This window comes from Serratia sp. NA_112.1 (assembly GCF_052691715.1).
Genome location: NZ_JBQZFO010000005.1, coordinates 22426 through 40986, shown reverse-complemented (window position 1 = coordinate 40986; position 18561 = coordinate 22426). Strand labels below are relative to the sequence as shown.

Annotated in this window: 17 protein-coding genes; 10 read left to right on the top strand and 7 right to left on the bottom strand. The window is 57.7% G+C overall.

The window, feature by feature from the left end:
• Positions 1-21 precede the first annotated feature (21 nt).
• From xdhC to ACUTQ5_RS12465, 5 genes are all read right to left on the bottom strand, one after another.
• Positions 22-786 carry a xanthine dehydrogenase accessory protein XdhC gene (xdhC, locus tag ACUTQ5_RS12485; RefSeq protein WP_445651506.1) on the bottom strand — a complete coding sequence of 255 codons (765 nt, stop codon included), beginning with the start codon at positions 784-786 and terminating at the stop codon, positions 22-24.
• Positions 770-3172: a xanthine dehydrogenase molybdopterin binding subunit gene (gene xdhB, locus ACUTQ5_RS12480; protein ID WP_445651505.1), complete on the bottom strand. Its 2403-nt coding sequence runs from the start codon at positions 3170-3172 to the stop codon at positions 770-772. Before xdhB ends, xdhC begins: the two co-directional genes overlap by 17 nt.
• Positions 3165-4595, bottom strand: coding sequence for a xanthine dehydrogenase small subunit (xdhA, locus tag ACUTQ5_RS12475; protein ID WP_445651504.1), 1431 nt, complete (start codon positions 4593-4595; stop codon positions 3165-3167). Before xdhA ends, xdhB begins: the two co-directional genes overlap by 8 nt.
• Positions 4592-5923 (bottom strand): guanine deaminase, encoded by a 1332-nt coding sequence (gene guaD / locus ACUTQ5_RS12470; RefSeq protein WP_445651503.1) that lies wholly within the window; start codon positions 5921-5923, stop codon positions 4592-4594. The genes xdhA and guaD overlap by 4 nt, the downstream gene beginning before the upstream one ends.
• 313 nt (positions 5924-6236) lie before the next feature.
• A complete protein-coding gene (locus ACUTQ5_RS12465; protein WP_445651502.1) occupies positions 6237-7409 on the bottom strand; it encodes an ROK family transcriptional regulator in 1173 nt (390 codons plus the stop codon).
• A gap of 100 nt (positions 7410-7509) precedes the next feature.
• On the opposite strand from ACUTQ5_RS12465, the gene ACUTQ5_RS12460 reads away from it, so the two are divergent.
• The 8 genes from ACUTQ5_RS12460 (at position 7510) to ydfG (ending at position 15735) form a co-directional block, all read left to right on the top strand.
• Entirely contained in the window at positions 7510-8760 is a 1251-nt protein-coding gene (locus ACUTQ5_RS12460; RefSeq protein ID WP_445651501.1) for an extracellular solute-binding protein, read from the top strand.
• A gap of 9 nt (positions 8761-8769) precedes the next feature.
• Positions 8770-9678 (top strand): carbohydrate ABC transporter permease, encoded by a 909-nt coding sequence (locus ACUTQ5_RS12455; RefSeq protein WP_445651500.1) that lies wholly within the window; start codon positions 8770-8772, stop codon positions 9676-9678.
• Positions 9668-10507, top strand: coding sequence for a carbohydrate ABC transporter permease (locus ACUTQ5_RS12450; protein ID WP_445651499.1), 840 nt, complete (start codon positions 9668-9670; stop codon positions 10505-10507). Before ACUTQ5_RS12455 ends, ACUTQ5_RS12450 begins: the two co-directional genes overlap by 11 nt.
• A gap of 20 nt (positions 10508-10527) precedes the next feature.
• Positions 10528-11481, top strand: a complete 954-nt coding sequence (locus ACUTQ5_RS12445) for a carbohydrate kinase family protein (protein WP_445651498.1) — start codon at positions 10528-10530, stop codon at positions 11479-11481.
• A complete protein-coding gene (locus ACUTQ5_RS12440; protein ID WP_445651497.1) occupies positions 11481-12560 on the top strand; it encodes an ABC transporter ATP-binding protein in 1080 nt (359 codons plus the stop codon). Before ACUTQ5_RS12445 ends, ACUTQ5_RS12440 begins: the two co-directional genes overlap by 1 nt.
• A 177-nt stretch (positions 12561-12737) precedes the next feature.
• The gene (locus ACUTQ5_RS12435; RefSeq protein WP_445651496.1) at positions 12738-14177 is read left to right on the top strand and encodes an MFS transporter; all 1440 of its coding nucleotides are present in this window, start codon (positions 12738-12740) and stop codon (positions 14175-14177) included.
• A 97-nt stretch (positions 14178-14274) separates the two neighbouring features.
• Entirely contained in the window at positions 14275-14796 is a 522-nt protein-coding gene (locus ACUTQ5_RS12430; RefSeq protein WP_445651495.1) for a GNAT family N-acetyltransferase, read from the top strand.
• Between the two features lie 189 nt (positions 14797-14985).
• Positions 14986-15735 carry a bifunctional NADP-dependent 3-hydroxy acid dehydrogenase/3-hydroxypropionate dehydrogenase YdfG gene (gene ydfG, locus ACUTQ5_RS12425; protein WP_445651494.1) on the top strand — a complete coding sequence of 250 codons (750 nt, stop codon included), beginning with the start codon at positions 14986-14988 and terminating at the stop codon, positions 15733-15735.
• 35 nt (positions 15736-15770) lie between these two features.
• Here the strand turns inward: ydfG and ACUTQ5_RS12420 are convergent, their stop codons facing one another.
• A complete protein-coding gene (locus ACUTQ5_RS12420) occupies positions 15771-16097 on the bottom strand; it encodes a YnfA family protein (RefSeq protein WP_012145017.1) in 327 nt (108 codons plus the stop codon).
• A gap of 148 nt (positions 16098-16245) precedes the next feature.
• Here ACUTQ5_RS12420 and ACUTQ5_RS12415 point away from each other — a divergent pair, with 148 nt between their 5' ends.
• Positions 16246-16614 carry a DUF1283 family protein gene (locus ACUTQ5_RS12415; protein ID WP_445651493.1) on the top strand — a complete coding sequence of 123 codons (369 nt, stop codon included), beginning with the start codon at positions 16246-16248 and terminating at the stop codon, positions 16612-16614.
• Between the two features lie 90 nt (positions 16615-16704).
• Positions 16705-17004 (top strand): DUF1161 domain-containing protein, encoded by a 300-nt coding sequence (locus tag ACUTQ5_RS12410; RefSeq protein ID WP_445651492.1) that lies wholly within the window; start codon positions 16705-16707, stop codon positions 17002-17004.
• Positions 17005-17038: 34 nt separating this feature from the next.
• Here the strand turns inward: ACUTQ5_RS12410 and ACUTQ5_RS12405 are convergent, their stop codons facing one another.
• Positions 17039-18526 carry an MDR family MFS transporter gene (locus tag ACUTQ5_RS12405; RefSeq protein WP_445651491.1) on the bottom strand — a complete coding sequence of 496 codons (1488 nt, stop codon included), beginning with the start codon at positions 18524-18526 and terminating at the stop codon, positions 17039-17041.
• Positions 18527-18561 lie beyond the last annotated feature (35 nt).

Here is an 18561-nt window from a genome sequence, read left to right as displayed (position 1 = left end):
TAGTGCAACTCATAGATAAGATTAGCCGCCATAACAGGCAATGATCTCCCCGGCCACCGCTACCGCGATCTCCGCAGGCAGTTTGCCTTTCACGTCCGGCAAACCCAGCGGGCAGCGCATGGCGGCGATCGCCGCTTCGCTGATGCCGCGCTGGCCGAGTTTATATTCAAAACGTTTGCGCTTGGTCAGCGAGCCGATCAGGCCGAAGTAACCGGCATCGCCACGGCGCAAAATCCGTTCCGCCAGCACCAGATCCAGCGCGTGGTCGTGGGTCATGACGATGAAATAACTGCCCGGCGGCATCGCATCGACGATCTCCAGCGGCTCATCGCAAATCTCTTGCCGCACGCCCGGCGGCATCGCCGCAGGGAACTCCGCCGCACGCCCATCGACCCAACGTACCCGGCACGGCAGCGTAGCGAGGATATTCACCAGCGCACGGCCCACATGCCCGGCACCAAACAGGGCAATTTCCGGGCGTGGCGGGATCAAGGATTCGAACAGCACGCTGGTAGTACCGCCACAGCACTGGCCCAACCGCGCCGCCAGCGGGAAACGCTCCAACCGCAGCGTGGCGCTACCCTGTTGCAACATCTCACGCGCAATCGCCAGCGCCTGGAACTCCAGGTGACCGCCGCCAATGGTGTTAACTGCCCGTTCGACAGTCACCAACATTTTGGTGCCACGATTGCGCGGCGTGGAGCCCAACTCATCCACCAGCGTCACCAGTACGCAGGGCTCTCCGCGCCGTCGCAAGTCGGCAAGTGCCTCAATCCACTCGTCCATCGTCGTTCTCCCCCGCCACTTCAGTGACAATGTCACTTGATAGCATCTGCTGTACGCCCCACAGCACCCGCTCCGGCGTGGCCGGTGCATCGATATTGGGCTGCAAACGGTAGTCCGCCAGGCTGGCGACCGCATCCTTGATCGCGCACCAAACCGAAATCCCCAGCATAAACGGCGGCTCGCCCACCGCTTTGGAATGGAACACCGTATCTTCCGGGTTTTTGCGGTTCTCCAACAACGTGACACGCAGATCGGCAGGCACATCGCCAATCGCCGGGATTTTGTAGCTGGCCGGGCCGTTGGTCAGCAGCTTCCCCTGTTCATCCCACACCAGTTCTTCGCAGGTCAGCCAGCCCATGCCCTGCACAAAACCGCCCTCTACCTGGCCGATGTCGATTGCCGGGTTCAGCGAATCGCCCACGTCATGCAGAATATCGGCGCGCAGCAGTTTGTACTCACCGGTCAGGGTGTCGATCAACACTTCTGCGCAGGCTGCACCATAAGCGAAATAATAGAACGGATGACCGCTGGCCTTGTCGCGATCGTAAAAGATCTTCGGTGTGCGGTAGTAACCGGTACTGGCGAGTGAAATTTGGTTGAAATAGGCCTGTTCAACCACCTGTTCGAAGCTGAAATAGCGCTCACCCACCCTGACCTGGCCGTTACTGAAGACAATTTGATCGGCGCGGACCTGGTGCTGTTTGGAAAGCATGTCGATCAGCCGTTGTTTAATGATTAGCGCTGCATTCTCCGCCGCCTTGCCGTTCAAATCGGTGCCGGATGACGCCGCCGTCGGTGACGTGTTCGGCACCTTGCCGGTATCGGTGGCGGTGATCTGAATGCGTTCAATATCCACCTGGAACACTTCGGCGACTATCTGCGCCACCTTGGTGTTCAGCCCCTGGCCCATCTCGGTGCCGCCGTGGTTGAGCTGAATGCTGCCGTCGGTGTAAACCAGCACCAGCGCGCCGGCCTGGTTGAGGAAGCCGGCGGTAAAGGAGATGCCGAATTTCACCGGTGTCAGCGCCAGCCCTTTCTTCAGAATCGGGTTCTCGGCGTTGAAACGGCGGACAGCCTCGCGCCGAGCCGGATAATCCGCGCTGTGTTCCAATTCGGCGGTCATTTCCTGCAGCAGGTTCTGCTCCACCGGCTGATGGTAATGGGTGACGTTGCGTTGCTCCTTGCCGTAATAATTGGTCTTGCGCACCGCCAGCGGATCGAGCGCCAGATAACGCGCGATATGGTCCATTATCTGCTCGATCGCCATCATGCCCTGCGGCCCGCCAAAGCCACGATAAGCGGTGTTGGAAGCGATATGGGTTTTACAGCGGTGGCCGGTTATCAAGACATCTTGCAGGAAATAGGCATTATCGGCGTGAAACATGGCGCGATCGACAATCGAACCGGACAGATCGAGCGAGTAGCCACAGTTACCGGCCAGGCTGATTTTCACCCCATTCAACAGCCCCTGGTCATCAAAACCGACGTCATACTCAATATAAAACGGATGGCGTTTGCCGGTGATCAGCATATCGTCGCGGCGGTTAAGCCGCATTTTGACCGGTCGTCCGGTAAGATGCGCCACCACCGCACACAGGCACGCCGGGCCGGCGGCCTGAGTCTCTTTGCCACCAAAGCCACCGCCCATGCGCCGCGTGTCGATAGTTACCTTGTGCATCGGCAAATTAAGCACCGAGGCCACCAGCTTTTGAATCTCGGTGGGGTTCTGGGTCGATGAATACACCAGCATACCGCCGTCCTCGGCCGGTAGCACCGAGGCAATCTGGGTCTCCAGATAAAAATGCTCCTGGCCACCGACGTGCAGCTCGCCCTGAATGCGGTGCAACGCCTTCGCCAGTGCGCCGTCGGCGTCGCCGCGTCGATGGTAGTGCGCTTCCTGCACCACGAAGCCTTCCCGCAGCGATTGTGCGACGTCCAGCTGTACAGGCAGCTCCTGATAGCTCACTTTGACGGCCTGCGCGGCACGCCAGGCGATCTCCGGATCCGCCGCAGCCACCACCGCAATCACCTGCCCGACGTATTCCACTTGGTCTTTCGCCAGCAGCGGATCGCCGTAGGTTAACGGCGCAATATCCAGTTCACCCGGCACGTCCTGCCAGGTGATCACCCGTACCACACCAGGAAAAACGTAGCAGGCGGACAGATCAAGTTTTACGATGCGCGCATGCGCTTTCTCGCTCAGTTTTGCCGCCAAGTGCAACTGGTTGGGAAACTCCAGCCGGTCGTCGATGTATTGCGCTTCACCGCTGACGTGCTTATCGGCGCTTTCGTGTTTGCGGCTACGGCCCACACCGCTGGTTAGCGATTGACGAAAGCGTTCGGCCAACTGCTGCTGGGTGTATTCGGTGTGTTTGCCATTACTCATGCGTGGTCACCTCGATCGCCAGTTGTGGCGCGGTCAGCGCAATGAAATAGCGGCGCAACAGATTCTGCGCCACCAGCAGGCGATAAGCGCTGCTGGCACGGAAATCACTCAGCGGAGTAAAATCCTGCGCCAACGCCTGAACCGCAAGCTCAACGGTCGCCCGCCGCCACGGCCGCCCTACCAATAGCTGTTCACACAGCTTTGCGCGTTTAGGCGTCGCGGCCATGCCGCCAAAAGCCAAGCGGGCATCGCGGATCGTCCCTTGTTCGAGGGTCAGGTTGAAAGCACCACACACCGCAGAAATATCATCTTCCAGCCGCTTGGAGACTTTCCAGGCACGGAAATCCGCCGGTGCCTGGGCCGGCAGCACGATGTTTTCAATAAACTCCCCCGGCTGCAGCGCGGTCTGGCGATAGTCCAGGAAGAAGTCGCTTAGCGGCAGTTCACGCCGCACGGCACCACAACGCAGCATCAGGCACGCATCCAACGCCAGCAACAGCGGCGCTGCGTCACCAATCGGCGAGGCATTGGCGATATTGCCCCCCAGCGTGCCCTGATTGCGGATCTGCTGCGAAGCAAAACGCGCCAGTAATTCGCCAAAGGCCGGGTGGTAATTGGCCAGCAGCGGATAAAGATCGCTCAATATGACACCGGCCCCCATGATCAGACGGTCGCCTTGCCGGCTCACCTGCTTTAATGCCTCAATCTGGCCAATAGCGATCATCAAGGGTAAATCCTGATGGCGCTGAGTGACTTCCAGTGCCAAATCTGTTCCCCCGGCCAACAGTCTGGCCTGCGGATACTGTTGATAAAGCGCCGCCAGTTCCTCCAGGGTCTGTGGCAACAGACAGCGTTTGCCCGCCGCCGCTAACGGGGTGGCGGCAGGTATTGCCAGCAGGCGTTGGAGCGTTTGCTGTTGATGGTGGTCGAAACTGTCTGGCATTTTGCTGTCGCACGCCTGCTGCGCCGCTGCCAAAATCGGCCGGTAGCCGGTACAGCGGCACAGATTACCGGCCAGTGCCTGCTGTGCCTGTTCGCGATGATAGCTTTCGACGTTCTTTTGCAGGCAAAACATCGACATCACGAAGCCCGGAGTGCAAAAACCGCACTGCGAGCCGTGGCAGTCGACCACCGCCTGCTGTACGCTGTGCAATTCCCCCTGCTGTTTCAGGTCCTCTACGCTGATCAACTGCTTGCCATGCAGCGCGCTGACAAACGTCAGACAGGCATTAACACTGCGATAGCGCAACTGGTCGCCATCCGGCTCTGCCAGCACCACGGTGCAGGCGCCACAATCACCAGAAGCGCAGCCTTCTTTGGTGCCACAGCGACCAAGCTCGCGGCGCAGATAATTAAGCACCGTGGTATTGGGGTCGAGCGCACTTTCATTTTTCAGCGTTTGATTAAGCAGGAACTGGATCATGCGGCCTCCTGCTGCGTAGCCGGTCGATACACCACTTTGCCGTCGACGTAAGTTCGGTAAACGTTGCGGTCATCACCCAGCGTCATCAGCACAAACAGTTGCTCCGCCAGCTCACGGCTGTTTTCATGGCGCAGTTTCTGTAACGGCGATACCGCCGGATCCAGCACCACAAAATCCGCCTCTTTGCCGACCGCGAAATTACCGATTTTGTCATCCAGCGACAGCGCCCGCGCCCCACCCAATGTGGCGTGGTAGAAGGCTTCGCAGGCCGAAAGCTGATAGCGTTGCAGTTGAGCGACCTTGTAGGCCTCACCCAGCGTTTGCAGCATGTTGAAAGTAGTACCTGCGCCAACGTCGGTCCCAATGCCCAGCTTGACCTGCTTGTGCCAGGCCTTTTGCAGATTGAACAGACCGCTGCCAAGGAAAAGGTTGGAGGTCGGGCAAAAAGCGATGGCCGAACCGGAGTGGTGCAGGCAATCCCACTCTTGCTCTTCCAGATGCAGGCAGTGAGCAAACACGCTTCTCTCTCCGGTCAATCCATATTGGTGGTAGACATCCAGGTAACTGCGGTTGTCCGGGAACAGCTCTTTCACCCAGGCGACTTCTTCTAGGTTCTCGCTCAGGTGGGTGTGCAGATAGGTATCCGGAAACTCTTCACGCAACCTTTGTACCTGAGTCAACAGCGCCGGGGTGCAGGTGGGCGCAAAGCGCGGCGTGATGGCATAGCTGAGCCGCTTCCTGCCATGCCAGCGATCGATCAGTTCGCGGGTTTGGCGGTAGCTCTGCTCTGGGGTTTCCAACAGTTCGTCCGGCGCGTTGCGGTCCATCATCACCTTGCCAGCAATCAGTCGCATATTCAGCGCTGCCGCCTGAGCGAACAGTGCTTCAACCGACTGCGGATGTACGGTGCCGAACACCAGCGCCGTGGTGGTGCCGTTGCTTAACAGTTGCTGCAAAAAGAACGCCGACATCTTACCGGAGTGCTGCTCGCAGCAGAATTGGCTTTCCGTCGGGAAGGTGTAATGCTTCAGCCATGCCAGTAGCCGATCGCCGTAGGCACCGATCATTTCGGTTTGCGGATAGTGAATATGGGTATCGATAAAGCCCGGCACGATCAGCTTGTCTGGATAGTGGGTAACCTCAAAATCCGGTGGCAACCACGGTTCCCCCTGCTGCCAAGGGCCAAACCAGACAATGCGGCCTTCATCGAGCAGCAGCAATCCGTCAGGAATCTGTCGCAATTGCTGCTCCAACTGCTGCGGTTGATCGACGCAGGCAGCAATATCGAAAAAATGGCCACGGATAGCCGTGGTGAATGACAGGCTCATTTTGCTTTCCTTCTCTACCGGCCAGCGCACAGCCCCCGGCTGAGTTAATTCAGCCCGAGGAACCCTGGCGGTCTTTTATCGTTCGCAGGTATTAATTTAAGAATAGCAAGCAGCGTGCCAGTTGGTTTTTTATTGGTCATTTTCTTTTTAAAACAAAAATATAAAAACCAATCTCACAATAATCTTATTCAAGAAAAATAAGCAGCAAATAAGCAAACGGTTGCTTTTAAATAGCAACCGTTTGCTTATATTGCGTTAATTGTGAGCCTGCACCAATAGCGGGCAAGAATACAAATCGGGGGAATGAAATTTATTACTTCAATAACACTTCATAACGCGGGTTAAATTCATCAAACAGCGGTAACGCGGCCGCGCCTAATGCGGCGGTATCCGCACCGGTAGTCCCCAATCGAACCCGCAGGCCATCGAGGTATTTGCTGCGCACCGAGCGGTGCAATGGTGCCAGGCGCTTGATCAGCTGCTCTACGATACTTTCCGGCATCAGCCCGCCAATAATCACGGCCTCGGCATCGAACATACACTCGATGATGTTGATCGCCTGGCGTAATGCCGGCACCGCCGTATCAAGCCAGGTGTCGATCTGCGACTGCGGTAACGTCAGCAGGTCTTGCGGCATGGCGCGCATCGGATCCAGCCCACAGCTCTCGTAAGCCGCCTGCAACGAGACATAACGCTCCAGGCACCCCTGGTTGCCGCAGTAGCAGGCCCGTCCGTCCGGTTGCACAATCATGTGGCCGACTTCACCAGCATTGTGCGCATGGCCGGTATAAATTCGGCCATCGGTAAAAATCCCGGCTCCAAGCCCGGTACCGAGATACAAATAAATAAACGAATTAAGCTGCCTGGCCACGCCGTGCAAACGCTCGCCGATAGCGGCCACGGTGGCATCGTTCTCCAGCGTGACCGGCAGGCCACTTTGCGCGTTAAGCTCAGCCACCACATCGATATCTTCCCAACCGTTAAGCGTGGTCGGCCCGACCGATGAGATCCCTTCCACGCCAAACGGCCCCGGCATCACTACGCCGATGCCCAGCATTTTTCTCCAGCTCAGATCCGGCTGCTGGCGCATTTCTTGCAGTACATCACAAATCAGTTTCAAGGTAGCAGCAGGTTGCGGCTTTTGCACCATAATCAGCCGGTGGAAACGAACGCTGCCTGAGAGATCAACCACGATGATCAGCAGTGACTGGTGATCCAGATGGATACCGATGGAATACGCGCTATCTGGATTCAGGGTCAACGGCGTGGCCGGTTGACCTCGCCCGCCGGCACGACGCGGCAGGTGCGAGGAGAGAATACCGGCCTGTTCCAGTTCTGTTGCAATGTTTGAAACGGTTTGCGGCGTCAGTGAGGTCAGCCGGGCAATTTCGGCACGGGTCAGTTCACCGTGCAGGCGGATAGCCTCTATCACTACGCGCCGGTTGTGTGCACGAGCATGTTCAAGGTTAGTGCCGGAAGTCGTCATAACTGCCTATGCAGAAAGGGAAATCGTCTTTGCAGTATGGTGCCCTCCAATAAAGCAATCAAATTGATTTAAGAATCTTTTTAACACCGGAGAACGCACAATGAAAAGCCATACCCTTGCCGCTACGGCAGTCTGTACCCTGTCGCTCCTGGCGCTTAGCCTGTCATTTGCCTATGCCGCCCCGACGCAAATCAACGCGTTGTTTATGACCCAGGCGGCGTACAGCGAAAATGATATCCGTGCCATGACCGCCGATTTTAACAAACAGCACCCGGACATCAGCGTTAACCTGGAGTTCGTTCCTTATGAAGCGCTGCACGATAAAATCGTCGCGGCACGCGGTGCCGGCAGCAACGGCTACGATGTGGTGCTGTTCGACGCCATCTGGCCGGCGGAATTCACCAAGTTCGGCCTTTTGCAGGACGTGACCTCGCGCATCAGCGCCGACGACAGCGCCAATATCTTTGCCGGAGCCATGACCACCGTCACCTATAAGGACAAACGTTGGGGCATGCCGTGGATCCTCGACACCAAATACCTGTATTACAACAAAGCCATGCTGGCCAAGGCCGGGATTGCCGCTCCGCCGAAAACCTGGCAGGAACTGGCGCAGCAGGCAGAAATTATCAAGCAGAAGAACCTGGTCAAATATCCGCTGGTGTGGAGCTGGTCACAGGCCGAGGCACTGGTTTGCGACTACACCACCCTGGTGTCCGCCTATAAGGGCCAGTTTATCCAACAGGGGAAAATTACCTTCTCCAGCCCCGGTTCACTGCAGGCCGTCGACTATATGAAAGCGTCACTGGACAAGGGGCTGACCAATCCAAACTCCCGCGAGTATCTGGAAGAGGATGTGCGCAAAGCGTTTTCCAACGGTGACGCGGCCTTCGCGCTTAACTGGACCTATATGTACAACATGGCCAACGATCCCAAACAAAGCAAAGTGGCCGGTGACGTCGGGATCGTGCCAGCTCCGGGATCGGTGGCAGGTCAGGTCGCTGCGGTTAACGGTTCGATGGGGCTTGGTATCGCCAAGGCCAGCGCCCACCCCGATCAGGCCTGGCAATACATCAGCTATATAACCTCACAGCCGGTGCAGGACAAATACGCCAAACTGAGCCTGCCGATCTGGAAGTCGTCTTACGATGACCCATCGGTGCAGAAGGGTCAGGAGCCGTTGATTGCCGCCGCCAAACAGTCGTTGAACGTGATGCTCTCGCGCCCTGAAACTGCCGATTACTCTCGTTTGTCCAACGGTTTGCAACAGGACTTGCAGCAAATTCTCCAGGGCAAGGTGACGCCGCAGGCCGGGCTGGATGCGGCAACCCAAAGCGCTGCGCGGCTGCGTTAAGCGATGACAATGCTCACTTTACTTCAACGTGAGCGGCGTCAGGCATGGGTGCTGCTGGCACCCATGCTGCTGATGATGCTGCTGTTAACCGCCTGGCCGCTGGCTCGGACCCTGTGGCTGAGCTTTACCGATGCGGCGCTGGTGAGCGACGGCGTTACGCCGGCCTGGGTCGGTACGGATAACTTTTTCTACGCGCTGACCGACCCGGATTTCCAGGCCGCACTGGGGCGCACGCTGTATTTCACCCTGGTTTCGGTGGCGTTCGAAGGGGTGATCGGCGTACTGGTGGCGCTGCTGCTTAACCAAAAGTTCCACGGCCGTAATGTTCTGCGGGTATTGGTTATTTTGCCCTGGGCGCTTCCCACCATCGTCAACGCTACGATGTGGCGGCTGAACTTCAACCCGGATTACGGCAGCATCAACGCGCTGTTAACCCAGCTTGGGGTGATTGACCACTACCGCAGCTGGCTGGGCGACCCTGCCTCGGCGCTTAACGCAGTGATGCTGGCGGATATTTGGAAAAACTACCCGCTGATTACCCTGCTGACGCTGGCGGCGTTGCAATCAATCCCGGACGATTTGTACGAAGCCGCGCGACTGGACGGTGCCTCTGCCTGGCGACGCTTCCGGGCCATCACCCTGCCCGCCATTCTGGCCCCGCTGGCGGTGGCGCTGGTGCTGCGAACCATTGATGCCTTCAAGGTGTTCGACATCATTTACGTGATGACGCGCGGCGGGCCGATGGACAGTACCAAGACCCTCAGCTTCTTCGTTTACCAAGAGTCGTTCAGCTATCTGCGGGCCGGCAGCGGCGCAGCCTATGCGGTGTTGATGACCTTGCTATGCGGCCTGTTGATCGCGTTGTACATGCTGATGCTGTTCCGCCAGCGCAGAAGGAGCCTCGCCGATGAAGCGTAAAATCCGCCTGATATTGCGTTACAGTGCCGCGCTGCTGCTGGCTGTGTCGATCCTGGCGCCAATGCTATGGCTGTTTCTGATGAGCGTCAGTTCCTCGGCCGATCTGACCCGCGTGCCGCTGGAATGGTTGCCGCACCATTGGGACTTTTCGCGCTACGGCAGCCTGTTGTCACTGCAGCCCGGCCAGCCGGGGACATTGTTCTTGCATGCGCTGTTCAACAGCCTGCTGGTGGCCTGCGGCGCTACTCTGATTTCACTGTTGTTGGCGATCCCGGCGGCATTCAGCTTCTCGCGTTATCCGGGGCGTGACGGTTGGTTGTTCGCCAGCCTGGCGATTTATATGGTGCCCCCGGTGGCCTTTGTGCTGCCGCTGTACTTTATTTTGCAGCACTTGGCGCTGCTGAACACCCATATCGGTCTGGTACTGGTCTACTGCTCGCTGATCCTGCCGTTCCTCACCTGGATGCTGAAAAACCAGTTCGATGCCCTGCCGATAGATATTGAACAGGCCGCGCGGCTGGACGGACTGCGTCAGTGGCAGGTGCTGCTGCGCATTACCCTGCCCTTGGCCAAACCGGCACTGGGCGCTTCTGCGCTGTTTGGCTGGCTGCTGGCCTGGGACGAATTTTTCTACGCGCTGCTGTTCACCAGCAATATTCAGGCGCAGACGCTGCCGGTGACCATCGCCGGTTTCACCGCCGGGCGCGCCACCGATGACGGGTTGATCGCCGCCGTCGGCATCCTGGCCGCCATTCCACCACTTTTCATTGCCATCTGGCTGCAAAAAACGCTGGTTAGCGGCTTAACCAGCGGCGGCAGTAAAGGCTAATTTTATTCAGGGAAATTAACATGATGAGCACCAACACCCGGCCCACGCTGTACGTGGTGGGTAATATCAACGTCGATGTGATCATGAGTACTTTGCAGCAGTGGCCGCAAAAAGGCACCGAGGCGATGCTGGATCACAGCGAACTGCGTCCCGGCGGTTCGGCCGGTAACTGCGCGCTGGCACTGGCGGCGCTGGAAACCCCTTACCGGCTGGTGGCCAATCAGGGCAACGACTATTTCAGCCCGTGGCTGGCGCAGCTGTTCCCGGAAAGCTCGCTGTACTGGCCGACCTACAGTTGCGAAACCTCGCTGACCTTCGGTGTCACACACCCCGACAACGAGCGCACCTTTTTCAGCAATCAGGGCCATATCACCCGCCTGAGTCAGGACGATGTATTGCATCAAATCCCGCTGCTTGCGGGTAATGGTGACACCATTTTGCTATGCGGCACCTTCCTGTGTACTTCCCTGTTGGCGGAATACCCGGCACTGCTGCAAACCCTGCGCCAACGCGGCTATCGCATTGCGGTTGATACCGGCTGGCCACCGCAGGGCTGGAGCGATGAGCTGCGTGGGCAAATCGCCGACTGGCTGCCGTTCTGCGACATCCTGTTACTCAATGAAGTGGAAACCTGTGGCATGGCAGGTCATGAAGATTTGTACACCGCCGCCCGTACTCTGAACCGGCAACAACCGGCCGACGCCGCCTGCGTGGTGAAATGCGGCCCGGACGGCGCACGCATGTGGTGCGGCGAACGGCAGTTGCAGGCGGCGGCACACCCGATCAAGGTAGTCGACACCATAGGTGCCGGCGACAGTTTTAACGCCGGTTTCCTGAGCGCTTGCCTGCACGGTCATTCGGCTGCGGTAGCGCTGCGCTGGGGCATTCGCGCCGCCAGCCACGCCATCAGCAGTTCGCCACGCCAGTATTTGGACTGGAACACCCTGAAAACCTGCGCCGGAGAAATGCTCTGATGGCAAGTGTCGAACTGGTAAAAGTCGCCAAATACTATGGCAAGCAGCGGGTGCTGAATCCGTTGGATCTGACCATCCCCGACGGCAGCTTTACCGTGCTGGTTGGCCCGTCCGGCTGCGGCAAGTCCACGCTGCTGCGCCTGCTGGCTGGGCTCGATACGCTGTCCGAAGGAGCTATCCTGCTGGATAAGCAAAAAATTAACGATCTGGATCCGGCCGATCGCGATATTGCCATGGTGTTCCAGAGCTATGCGCTCTACCCACACCTGACGGTAGCGGAAAACATGGCGTTCCACATGCAGGTGATGAAGGTCGCCAAAAGCGAACAACAGGCCAAGGTCCTGCAGGCAGCGCGCATTTTGGCAATCGACCATCTTTTACAACGCTACCCGAAAGAATTGTCCGGTGGCCAACGCCAGCGAGTAGCAATGGGGCGTGCCATGGTGCGGAACCCGAAAGTGTTTTTATTCGATGAACCGCTGTCCAACCTCGACGCCCAGTTGCGGATGGAGCTGCGCGCCGAGATTAAATCACTTCATCAGCAGTTCAAAACCACCACGGTGTACGTTACCCATGACCAGATCGAAGCGATGACGCTGGCCAACCAGATCGTGGTGATGAAAGACGGCAATATCGTGCAACAAGGCAAGCCGCTGGAGATCTACGATGCGCCCGCCAACACCTTTGTGGCGCGTTTTATCGGCTCACCGCCAATGAATCTGTTGGAGGGTATCGTTACGCCACGCGACGACCGGCCCGGCGTGACCTGCGGTGAATTGTGGCTGCCGCTGCCGGCCAAATGGCGATTGGCGACGCCCGGCAGCCAGGTGATCCTCGGGCTGCGGCCGCACGATTTCTATTTGGTCGATGTCAGCGAACAACCTGTCGCCACCTTGCGCCTGATGGAGATCACCGGCGATGTCAGCCTGCTGCACCTGACCTGGGGCGGTTACCGCCTACATGTGCAACTCAGCGGACGGGTTAATGCCAAGAGCGGGCAGCCGCTGTGGCTGGCGCCCAACACGGAGGCCATCCACCTGTTCGATGCCGCAACAGGGCAACGACTGAATGAGAATTGAAGCCAGTAAACACCCCAGCGGGCGCCATCAGTGCGCCCGCTAATAATCACTCCCTTAACCTCTTTTTAACCTCTGTGTGATGCGCTATGCTCCAAAACTCTGCCAGCGTTAACATTTTTGAAACGAGGTTGCTGTCATGCCTGCCTGCTGTTTTTGCTCCACCCGGTGCGCTCTGTCATGAGCTTGCTTTCACGCGCCAGCGCGCTACCGCTTCTGGTGGCGGGTGCCTTCTTTATGGAAAACCTCGACGGTACGGTGATTGTTACCGCCATGCCGCAGATGGCGACGGCCTTCGGCGTGAGGCCGGTGGACATGAACATTGGTATCTCGGCTTACATTCTGACGCTGACGGTGTTTATTCCTGCCAGTGGCTGGATTGCCAACCGCTTCGGTGCCCGCAATATCTTTGCCGCCGCGGTGCTGATTTTTACCCTGGCATCGGTGCTGTGCGCCACCAGCGTTAACCTGCCCACCTTCACTGCCGCCCGTATTCTGCAAGGCTTCGGCGGTGCGCTGATGGTGCCGGTGGGTCGCCTGGTGGTGTTACGCAACACCGCCAAACCGGATCTGATCAAAGCTATTGCTACCATCACCTGGCCGGGATTGGTGGCCCCGATCCTCGGCCCGCCGGTCGGCGGTTTTATTACCACTTACGCCTCATGGCACTGGATCTTTCTTCTCAATGTGCCGCTGGGTATCGCCGCCTTGTGGTTGGCCTGGCGGCTGATCCCGCCGGAAGCGCCGCAGAAAGGTGTGCCTTTTGACGCACTCGGTTTTGTGCTAACCGGCATCGCCTGCTTTGGCCTGATGTTCGGTCTGGACTTGATCAACCACCCGCAACTGCCCTGGCTGGTGCCTGCGCTGTGTATTATTGGCAGTCTGGCATTAGGCGCACTGGCGGTTCGTCACGCCAAACGCACTGACTACCCGCTGATCAATCTGTGGGCGATGCGAATAAAAAGTTACGCCGTCACCATTTGGGGCGGCACGCTGTTCCGCATCGCCATTGGTGCCGTGCCCTTCCTGCTGCCGCTGTTGTTCCAGATCGGTTTTGGCCTGAACGCCTTCGATGCCGGGCTGCTGGTACTCGCGGTATTTGCCGGGAATCTGGTGATGAAGCCATTTACTTCGGCGGTGCTGTACCGTTTTCGCTTTCGCACCACGCTGGTGGTCAATGGCTTGTTAAACGCCGCCACTATTTTCGCCTGTGCGCTGTTGACGCCACAGACTCCGACCTGGCTGATTCTGGCGCTGCTGTTCGTCAGCGGGCTGACGCGCTCCATGCAGTTCACCGCGCTCAATACGCTGGCATTTTCCGAAGTGCCGCAGCCGCAGATGAACGGTGCCAATACCCTGTTCAATGTGTCGCAGCAAATGGGCAGCGGGTTGGGGATCGCCATTGGTGCGCTGGCGCTGCGGTTGGCGGAGATGTTGATGCCGCAATCGGGCGAACGCATCCCCTTGGTCGATTTCCAGTGGGCGTTTGTGGTCATCGGCGTGATTGCCCTGCTGGCCGTGGTTGACTGCTTTACCCTGAATGCCAATGCCGGCAGCGAGGTTCGCCAGAGAAAACCCGCCGCCACGCTGCCAAACTCACCCCAACGATTGCAGAAATAAGTCGCATCTGCCGCCAATCAACGTAATATCAATGATCCGCCCCGTTTCACCGGTGCGGATTTTTTGCCGTTTTGGCCTGAAAAGCGAGGTAATAATAATGATTCACAGTGACCTTTCTCAGTGCCGCGTTAACACCGACCGGTTGTTGATTGCCCCATTTACCGCAGCAGACGCCGACGATGTCTACCAGGCGATCACCCCTACCTTGACGCGCTTTATGAACTTTGAGCCAGAGGAGTCGCCGGAAGCCTTTGCCAACGTTTGGCAAACCTGGCTGCCGCTGATACGCGAAGGTGAGGAAATGATTTACATCGCCCGCCTGCGCGCTACCAAACAGTTTGTCGGTATGGGCGGCGTGCACGACTTGTACAACACCACGCCTGAACTGGGCATCTGGGTGAAAGAGAACCTGCACGGCAAAGGCTATGGGCGCGAGATCGTTCACGCCATGGCGGTGTGGGCAAGCGAACGTTACCATCCGCGCCACTTTATCTACCCGGTGGCGGAACAGAATATGCCTAGCCGACGTATCGCCGAATCTCTGGGCGGTGTAGTGGCCGGCCGACGCGAAAACACCAAATACGACTGCGTGGTCTATCACATCCCTTCGCAGTTATAACTGCAATTTCCAGGGCCGGATCTACCGGCCCACAGTTCGCCATCACCCATGTCAACTGTTCAAAAAACCGTCCACCTGGCAACAGCAATGGCGGTTTTTCGGCGTGGATGCCGATAACCACTGCCACTTGAAGTAGGATTATGCTAATGCTAGTAGCATTCAGGTTAAAAACAGTTGAGGAACAGCAACATGATCATTTTTGTCACGGGTGCCACATCCGGATTTGGTGAGGCCATTACACGGCGTTTTATCCGCGAAGGCCATCAGGTGATTGCCTCCGGCCGTCGTATCGAACGTCTGGAAGAGTTGAAAGACGAACTGGGTGAAGCACTGCATATCGTCCGCCTCGACGTGCGTAACCGCGCGGCCATTCAGCAGGTGATTGATGAGCTGCCTGCAGCACTGCGCCACATTGACATACTGGTCAATAACGCCGGGCTGGCGTTGGGTCTGGAGCCGGCGCACAAGGCCAACGCCGACGACTGGGAAACCATGATCGACACTAACACCAAAGGCCTGGTGAACATGACCCGCGCCCTGCTGCCGGACATGATCGAACGTAATATTGGCCATGTAATCAATATCGGCTCGGTCGCAGCCAACTGGCCGTATGCCGGTGGCAACGTTTATGGTGCGACCAAAGCCTTTGTCAAACAGTTCAGCCTCGGCCTGCGTGCCGACCTGCATGGTACCCGCATCCGTGTGACCGATATTGAACCGGGCCTGGTGGGCGGCACTGAATTTTCCAACGTGCGCTTCAAGGGCGACGACGGCAAGGTGGATAAGGTCTATGACGGTGCCAATGCGCTGACGCCGGAGGACATCGCCGAGTCGGTGTTCTGGGTGGCAACCCTGCCGGCCCACGTCAACATTAACTCGCTGGAAATCATGCCGGTCAGCCAATCCTTTGCCGGGTTGAATATCCACCGCGAGTCTTAATCCTGAGCGGCAGGGCCTGTCCCTGCCGTCGTTTCTCAGGCCGCACGCCAGCCGGAAACGATAATCAACATCCCCGCCAGGGCCACACCGGCCCCCAACCAGTCCAGCGCTGATAGTTTCACTCCGTCCACTACCCGCAGCCACAGTAACGCCGTCGCCACATAGACCCCACCATAGGCTGCGTAGACCCGCCCACTGGCCGCCGGGTGCAGCGTCAACAACCAGACAAACAGCATCAGACTGGCCGCTGCCGGTAACAGTAACCAGGCACTGGCGCTTTTTTTCAGCCACAAATAGGGCAAGAAACAGCCGATGATCTCGGCCAGTGCGGTGGCGAAAAATAACAGGGTGGTCTTTAACATGGGGGAAATTTTCTCTCCGTAAACTAAACAAAGCTGTGCTTGACTGGTGCAGTCCGACAGCGCGATGGTATATTTATTAACACGCCTGCGGGCGCGGCAAAGCCAGTGTTGCCGTTATCAGGCAACACTAACTCATAAGGATGAAACGATGAAAACACTTTCGACTCAACGACTGCTGCGCGGGATGCTGCCGGTCGCCATGCTGATGCTGATGGGGGCCTGGCAGGCTCCGGTGCTGGCCGCCAGCTGCACTCAGGGCAGCACTTGCGTTACCGTCGATGGCAGCAACAGCGGTGCCATGAGCACCGAAGCGGCGCGTCAGAGCAAACAGCAGTTTAACGATACCAAATCCCTGCGTAATAAGGTTAACACCCGCGTGGAGAAAGAGTTCGACAAAGTAGACAAGGCGATTGACAGCGAAGAGCGCTGCGATGATAGCCTGAACGTTAACGCTTATTGGGAACCCAACACCCGTAAATGTCTGGATCGCCAGACCGGTCGTCAGATTAATCCTTAATCTGGTCGCAGCAAGTCGGTGGCCGTGACTCTTCGCCACCGTTGCTGCTATCCTGACAAAGGAAGCTCATTTACAAATAAGGACGAATGGATGAAAAAAGCGTTTATCTTGGGGGCACTGCTGATGGCCACTGCGCCGTTGGCCGCCCTGGCCTCATGCGAAAGCGTGAAGGCAGACATTTCGCAGAAAATCGTCAAAAACGGCGTACCTGAGTCTGGTTTCAAACTGGATATCGTACCGAACGATCAGGCCCAACAGGCCGGCGGTCTGGTCGTTGGCCACTGCGAAAACGACACGCAGAAAATTGTTTATACTCGCCTTGGCAACGGCGATGACAACGGTGACGCGGCTCAGACCGGCACCAGCCAGGATACGAAAACCTCGCAATAATTACTGTTTAGGGCGCTCTGTGCGCCCTTCCCCTTTAAGCCTGTTCTGCCTCTTCTCCTTCACCCTGTGGTCTGTGCCGCGCAGGGATCAGCATCGCCGCCGCCAGTGCCAGCAATGACAACAGTGCGGAAACCAAAAACACCCAATGCAACGAAGCGGCAACCTGCTGCGTCATGTTCGCCAGTAGCTCTGGCGTCATCGCAGTACGCGCAGCCGGTTCCATCAATTGCTGTACCGGATCGGTCGTTTGCGGCAAACGAAGCTGCAGGTTGATATTCAGCGTCGCACCTAAAATAGCAGTACCAATGGCCGAGCCCATCATCCGGGTAAACACCGTGCAGGCGGTGGCAATGCCACGGATACTGTGGTGAGCCGCGTTCTGCACCGAAACCAGAAACGTGGTGTTGCATAACCCCATACCGGCACCGACCATAAACGCCGCTACCCGTCCCCACAATAAGCCGCTGGTCGGCTGCAGCAACAACAGAATCAGGCCGCCGGCCAGTAATAACAACGCCCCCAGTAGCGCCGTGGTGCGATAAGACGTCATCAGCATCAGTCGGCCGCTGAAGGTACTGGCCAACGGCCAGCCAATCGACATCAGCGCCAGCGTGGTACCGGCTTCCAAAGGGGTTCCGCCCATCACGCCCTGAATAAAGGTCGGCAGAAAGGCACTGATACCCATCATCGCCGCGCCAATCACCAGACCGCCAATATTACCGGCGACAATCACCCGGCTTTGCCATAACGCCAACGGAAACAGTGGCTCCGGCGCTCGCCGTTCCTGACGGATCAGCAACCTCAGCGAAACGGCCGCCAACGCCAACAACGGCAGCACCCACCAACCGAGGTTTTCGGCCTGCAGCAGTGACAGCAACAGCGCGGTAACAAACAGCGTCAGCCAGGCGGTCCCCGCCAGATCTAGCGCGTGTTTACGCACCTGTTGGCGAGAAGGCAGATAACGAGCCAGGAAAAACATCGCCAGCAGACCGATCGGCAAGTTGACCCAGAATACCAGCGCCCAGGGCAAGTGCTGGACGATAAACGCCCCCAGCAACGGCCCAATAATCGCTGATACACCCCAAACGCTGGAAATATAGCCCATCACCTTGGGCCGCTCGGTAGGGCTGTAGATATCACCAATAATGGTGGTCGCTGTTGGCATAATCGCCCCGGCCCCCAGCCCCTGCAACAGCCGAAAACCAATCAGCCAGTACATGTTCGGCGAGAAACCGCACAGTACCGACCCCAGTAAAAACAACGACGCGCCAAAGAAAAACACCCGTTTGCGCCCCAGCAGGTCCGCCAACCGACCATAAATGGGAATGGTGATGGCCTGCGCCAAAAGATAGACCGCGAATACCCAACCCAGCAGGGAAAAGCCGCCAAGATCGCCGATGATGGTTGGCATCGCCGTGGCGACAATGGTCGCCTCTATGGCCGACATGAACATCGCCAACATGCAGGCAATCAGGATTAAGGGGCGATGAGCGATTGGAGCAGGTGTGTCGTTATTTGTCATAGCGTTATTACAAACCGTGGATTCTTGTTTGCCTT